Genomic DNA, 5,981 nt, shown 5'->3' on the forward strand with positions numbered 1-5,981 from the left:
CGTTGGTCAGGAAAATCACGCGATTGGTCAATAATTAAGGAAGTAAATTTAAATCCTGAGAAAAAAGAAGAAATGCGGGTGGCATAAAATTTAACTTGAGGCGACAACTAACTTGAAAAACTCCGTTCACGGAGGATTTAGGTTGTCATTTCCAACTTTAGAGACAAATCGCTTAAGGTTAGATCAATTATCAAAAGAAGATTCAAATAGTTTATTTGAGTTGTTCTCGGACATTTCAGTTGTCGAATATTATGATTTAGAGGCATTTACTGAACTGTCACAAGCAAGCCATTTAATTGAGTTTTTTAACTCTCGTTTTAAGGAAAAATCAGGTATTCGTTGGGCTATTCGCCTAAAAGAAACAAATCAACTTATCGGTACTTGCGGTTTTAATACTTGGAGTCCTAAAATGAAAAACGCTGTTCTTGGATATGATTTACTGCCTAAATATTGGGGTAAGGGTTTTACCACTGAAGCAGTTCATCGAATAGTTAAAGCAGCATTTTCAGGTGACTTATCTTGCGGAAATCTTAATCGTATACAAGGCGATACCGTTCCAGGGAACACCGCATCAGAATCATTACTTTTAAAAGTAGGGTTTAAAGAAGAAGGGGTAAGACGTCAAAGTGGGTACTGGAAAAACCAGTTTCATGATCTTAAATGCTTTGGTTTAATTAAGTCAGAGTATAGTGAAATATAACAATCCAATTATTCCGACCTCAACTCGATGCGCTTGTTTCGTCGGCATATTGGGGCGTTATACGCTGCAAATTCTAACATTGGAGTAAATCAAAATTATAAAATCAGACCGCATCGAATTAATATCATCCTCAGCTACTCATATTCGTATAGAACTTGAAACACCTCTGTTACTTGCTGAAAAATTAAATGCTACGGTTTCAAATGGTTGGCCTTCTGGTGAATACGACAGAGATGCAATGGAGTTTTTTCTTTCCTGTTTCGAAAATGGCGGTGAAGCTTCCCAAGGTTGGTATGGCTGGTATGCAATAAATATTGATCCTATTTCAGGAGAAAGATCTCTAATTGGCTCAGGTGGTTATTTCGGGCCTCCAGATAGTAATGGGATAGTTGAGATCGGTTATTCCGTTCTACCTGAGTGGCAGCGTCGTGGTTATGCTACAGAAATAGTTAATACGCTCGTTTCTCATGCATATTCTTTTGAAAAAACAAATAGTATTATTGCTCATACTTCGCCGGAAAATGACGCGTCTAAAAAAGTTTTGATTTCTAGTGGTTTTAGAGAAGTTGGAGTTAATGACGGCAATCTACGTTTCGAACATCTTAGTTAGTCGTATATCTTAATTGTACGGTGATTTTTTTGCGTATAACAAGGGCGTTATATGTATTTTAGAGATTGTGCTATATGTCGTCGATTATAAGTAAAAAACTTCAAGAAGCATTAAAAGCTCAATTCAAAGCTTTTGGATTTAAAAAGAAAGGGGCTTCTTGGGCTTGTGCTGAGGGTGAATTAGCAAAGTGGTTCAACATCCAATGTTCTCGGAACAGCGGTTGTGTTTACTTTAATGTTCGTATCTATTTTCAAGCAACAAAAGAAGTAGACTACCCAAAAGAACTAGATTGCCATTAACGCTTTCGATTTGAGCAGCTGTTAAGTTCTGATGAAGAAATTAGGCCTCATATGTACTGGAATAACGGTAAAGAGATAGCAATTAAGCTTTGTGCTTAATACATATAACAAGGGCTTTAAATTTGACTCCAAAAGCGCTCATATTTTTTGCGGAGCAAAAACTAAAGCCAGCTTTTTACGCAATTTAAGCGGGCGTTGAGGCTGTAGAATTACTCTTTTTAGGAACTAATTCTTCACATTTGACTTGATTGTTTTTTAACCTTGAATCCACTGGGTTACTGTGATCTAATAGATATTATTCACCCACGGTAAATTGTTATGGCTCTTTCATTAGGTAAGGAGTCAAGCCTGACTTATCTTGCCAAAATAAATTCATTCCGATCAATTTCGCTGAATAAATTGACCTTACGCGGTCAAACGAAAGTGAATGCTTTCACTTCATACTGCGGCAACTGTATTGCTTAGTTCATAATATAGAAAAGCTGCAAAACACGATGCATTAATAAAGGTAAGCTGCTACCTCTCCAAATAAGCCACTTAAACACCTGTCATACCTTCCAAAACGCTAATTAAAGCAACAGCAAATCCTCTTTTTATATTTTACGTAAAATCGAAGTAACCGATTGAAGCAAAATAGCAACTCGGCTATGGTTGATGCATAAATAAAAAGCGAGTTAATCTACAGGCTCGTTAGAGGTGAAAATGAGTTTCGGTACATTTTATAAAGTTGAAGACGAAGTTCGGTCTGCTTTCGAAGGAAAGGTAGCGAAAAGCGAATGGTATGATGTTTTAGGAGAAATTGAGATTCAGAATTATGAATCTTGCGATGCTGAAGAATCAATACCCGCCTGGGTTTTAGCATTAAAGAACCAAGGTGAACCATTGAGTTTGTTATTCCAAGGGGAGCTCCGTGCAGAACCTAATGAATATGATGATCCCGATGTTGTATTTGTTGGCAAAGAAATGATAGCGTCAATTGTGACAGAGCTAGAAAACAAGTCGAAGCCATATTTTCAAGAGTTGCTCAATGAAGTGAATTGTTCGTCAGATTTTTGGCTGTTTGACTCAATGTTTAATTTTTTAAAGAGCGCAGCATCTAATAACAATGCTATCGTAATTATATGGGGTGGATAGTGAAACCTAAGTTAAATTAGCTGTTCTCTATAATGAAGACCAAACAAGAGACTACAACACATTTACGAGCTCAGAATTATTCAAAAAGGAAAGCTTTTGACTCCGATTAAAATATTTAGTTTGCAGCAGCATAAAAGTAAGTACGAAGATCGCCCTTTAAAGTCTTATTTATATGTTTGCGGTGACAAAACTGAATTGCAAGTCTCCGGTTATGAAATAGAAAAACAATTTGAGCTCGCTGATTATTATCTTCTTCTACTTAACTGGGACTGCCTATTTGAAGAAGGCTGTGAAGTTGTTATTTTAAATAAGCAGATTAAGCTAGTAGCGACGTATAGTTTTACGCCATTTTACAACAGCTTTCTATTAACTGATTTTAACGAGCTATCTAACAACTGTTATGAATTAATTTTTAATCAATTCGAGCGATTTGAGTTAACAATTAACTACCCGAAAAAGCACTTATTAAGTAAAGTTATTAAGGTACGAAAATTTACATAGTCTTTCTTTGTAGGTGTATTTTGTTAGGGAAAACACCTACCAATAAAGTTAATCTATGTTTTAAGACAAGGCTACCATATTGAATAATCAATATCATCAATCGGCGATCCTCGGAAAATCCGAGGGACTTTGTGCATAAAACTTTTTTTCATTCGAACGGTTTCTAGCTTTTCAGATTCTGCAAAGGCGCTATCTTCTATCGCCTCAATATGAGTGGGAAGAGATAAATGCTGAAAATTATTATTTGAAAAACTATAGTCACGAATAAACTTTACTGTGTCTGGTAATCGTAATTCAGTTAATAAATTTTTGCAAAAACAATGACTAGCTATGGTTAATAAAGGGGCTTCGATAGTCAACTTTTCAATTTCGTTTCGACAAAAAGCACCTGCGTCTAAGCTCATAACCGTTTCAGGTATCATGAGTTCTTTAAGTTTATTTTTATAAAAAGCATCACCACCAATATGAGTTAATCCTAAGGGTAAATTAATTGTTGTTAAAAAGTTCTCGCAAAAAGCTTCTAACCCAATCTTCTGTAAAGAGTCAGGCAGGCTTACAGAGGTGAGTTCTTTTTCTGAAAAAGCTTTTGGGCCAATACTCAATATTGTTTTACCTTCTATTTCATTGGGTATGATTACATCTTTAGCTGAGCCAATATAATCAACAATAGAAAGTCCTTTGTCGTAGCTTTCGCACACAAATAAAGTATTAAGAGTCAAAATATTTCCTTAAAGTTTGAATAATATCAATAGATTTATCTAATCAATGTTAGCTTCAGTCCAACGGTCAAATCGAATAAAATAGTCAAGATTATCAGCGCTATTATCTTTTTCACTATCAATAAAATTAGGAGAAAATTGCTTACAAACCTCTCTCAATTTGCGTTCTGATTCTAAAACAAGTCTCTTTTGAAAGTATATATTAGGAATATTTTTGATTAATTGTGGTTTTTCATCAAAAACTTGAATAAGTAAGTAATTGATATTTAAGTGATTAACTTTTAGGTTTTGGAATAAACGATTTGCTTGAGATATTGTATGTATACTAGCCCATTTGAGATTTAAGTATTCAATCTGTTGGAACAACTGTAAAGTATCAATAGACTCATCATCAAAAACAAAACTTTCCAGTGAGAGTCGCTTTAGATTAGGTAAATTTTTTAAAAATTTAAAACCTGTCTCTGAACCTCTAGCTATACAGTCAAGGTTGAGATACTCCAATGCTGTCAATCCCTCAGTCATTTTATGAATGCTATCAGCGTCAATATAGTTAGAACGATAAACATTACTTGCACGACTTATGTCGAGCATTTTCAAATGGCTTAGCTGAGATAGACTTTCAAAACAAGTAAAGTTAATTGATGAAGGAGTGGATGTTTTTAAAGCACGTAAACTTTTTAACTCTCCTAAACTTTCAATACCGGCCTCTCTTACTTTAGTCGATCTAATATCGAGCTCTTCTAAAGACTTTGATTGTGAAAGCTTTTTGATGCCAGCATCGTTAAGTGAAGTATACCAAAGTATTAGTAGCTTTAAATGAGGAAGCTTGGCTAAATCTGCCATCCACGGATTAGAAAACCCCTTTAGCATTCCTAAATCAAGAAGTTCTAAATTTTCCATCTCAGCTATCGCTTTACGCTTTGTCGCGTCGAGTTTGCAATTCACTTTTAAACCAACAAGCTTTCTGTCTCGAATATAAAGTCCTAATGGGGAAGGCGATTCTTTAGATACAAATTCTTGTAATCCCCAAAACTCATAATCAGTGAAATTATCAGGGGGTAAATAGTAAGTATCCATAAAGTCGGTATATTTCATTTTATTCCTTTAAGTTAGGTAAGCCTATGTGCTGTAATTTATGAGCTAATAAGCTGTATCGTTCCGAGTTCATCGAAGGCTAAATCGTTTTAGTCTGGCTATTTTAACCTTGGGCAAGAACCAGAGCAAGGTTACGAACTTTTATTGACTTAAATTTTTAATTGATGTTTTTTGATAATTACAGCCATAGTATTGTGCTGTTAAATAAAGTAACATATTGAAATATATATGGTATTGATTGTCTAAATTTTTATACTTCAGTAATTCAGTGCTTATGTCTTTGTGTTTACAGTTTAATATGACGTCATTTGTCTAATGAGATCGCGATGATAAAGAATAAACTTGAAGGGTTAATGTTATCGATAATCGATGACACTCGTATCGAGGATTTTTGTTTTACTGATAATTTCGTCATAGCAACTATCGGTATCAAAGATGGTCCAATTTGTGCTCCCGTTTTAGACTATGAAATTACAGGCGATGAATCACTTATTATTGATAAAGACAGTTTTAATATTGAGTGGAAGCAAGTAGTATTTGAAGGCAACACTATCTCTGTAATTAGAAATAACAAGCCCGCACTATATCGCGTAGCACCAGATAAAAAGCAATAGTTTTTGTATTGTTCAATTAAAATTTGAATACTTAATTACATCTTTTTTAAATATGCAAACACTGTACTGGTGTATGAGGCGTTAACCAAAATGGAAAAATTTCTAGTAAGACCTGGATATAAAACAGAAGAGCTTTTAGTTGAATTTTTGGGAGACCATAGAGAGCCTCAGTTTCCTGATATACAGTAAGCGTATAGCTAACGACACCTAGCTTTGTTTAATGTTCCAAGGTAGCAGTGGCTCAAGGTTATCTGGCTGCTCAGCAAGGTACTGTAAGCATGTTGATATATAGTTATGCACCACAAGGTC

8 protein-coding genes are annotated in these 5,981 nt (G+C 34.8%); 6 read left to right on the forward strand and 2 right to left on the reverse strand.

Features of this window, described 5'->3' with window-relative positions; translation table 11 throughout:
- The first annotated feature begins 142 nt into the window (after window positions 1-142).
- From H5187_RS22400 to H5187_RS22420, 5 genes are all read left to right on the forward strand, one after another.
- A complete protein-coding gene (locus H5187_RS22400) occupies window positions 143-700 on the forward strand; it encodes a GNAT family N-acetyltransferase (protein ID WP_182794836.1) in 558 nt (185 codons plus the stop codon).
- Window positions 701-866: 166 nt separating this feature from the next.
- Entirely contained in the window at window positions 867-1,310 is a 444-nt protein-coding gene (locus tag H5187_RS22405) for a GNAT family N-acetyltransferase (RefSeq protein ID WP_220493326.1), read from the forward strand.
- Between the two features lie 74 nt (window positions 1,311-1,384).
- Window positions 1,385-1,609 (forward strand): DUF4304 domain-containing protein, encoded by a 225-nt coding sequence (locus H5187_RS22410; protein ID WP_182794837.1) that lies wholly within the window; start codon window positions 1,385-1,387, stop codon window positions 1,607-1,609.
- 702 nt (window positions 1,610-2,311) lie between these two features.
- Complete coding sequence (locus H5187_RS22415) at window positions 2,312-2,743, forward strand: hypothetical protein (protein ID WP_182794838.1); 432 nt, start codon at window positions 2,312-2,314, stop codon at window positions 2,741-2,743.
- A gap of 96 nt (window positions 2,744-2,839) precedes the next feature.
- Complete coding sequence (locus tag H5187_RS22420; protein ID WP_182794839.1) at window positions 2,840-3,244, forward strand: hypothetical protein; 405 nt, start codon at window positions 2,840-2,842, stop codon at window positions 3,242-3,244.
- Between the two features lie 71 nt (window positions 3,245-3,315).
- On the opposite strand, the gene H5187_RS22425 is transcribed toward H5187_RS22420, so the two are convergent.
- Both H5187_RS22425 and H5187_RS22430 read right to left on the reverse strand, forming a co-directional pair.
- On the reverse strand, window positions 3,316-3,963 hold the full coding sequence (locus H5187_RS22425) for a leucine-rich repeat domain-containing protein (protein WP_182794840.1): 648 nt from the start codon (window positions 3,961-3,963) through the stop codon (window positions 3,316-3,318).
- A gap of 39 nt (window positions 3,964-4,002) precedes the next feature.
- Entirely contained in the window at window positions 4,003-5,058 is a 1,056-nt protein-coding gene (locus H5187_RS22430) for a hypothetical protein (RefSeq protein ID WP_182794841.1), read from the reverse strand.
- A gap of 326 nt (window positions 5,059-5,384) precedes the next feature.
- Here H5187_RS22430 and H5187_RS22435 point away from each other — a divergent pair, with 326 nt between their 5' ends.
- On the forward strand, window positions 5,385-5,672 hold the full coding sequence (locus tag H5187_RS22435) for a hypothetical protein (RefSeq protein ID WP_182794842.1): 288 nt from the start codon (window positions 5,385-5,387) through the stop codon (window positions 5,670-5,672).
- Window positions 5,673-5,981 lie beyond the last annotated feature (309 nt).

Origin of the sequence: Pseudoalteromonas sp. SG44-1 (assembly GCF_014164315.1) — a bacterium.
Classification (GTDB): domain Bacteria; phylum Pseudomonadota; class Gammaproteobacteria; order Enterobacterales; family Alteromonadaceae; genus Pseudoalteromonas; species Pseudoalteromonas rhizosphaerae.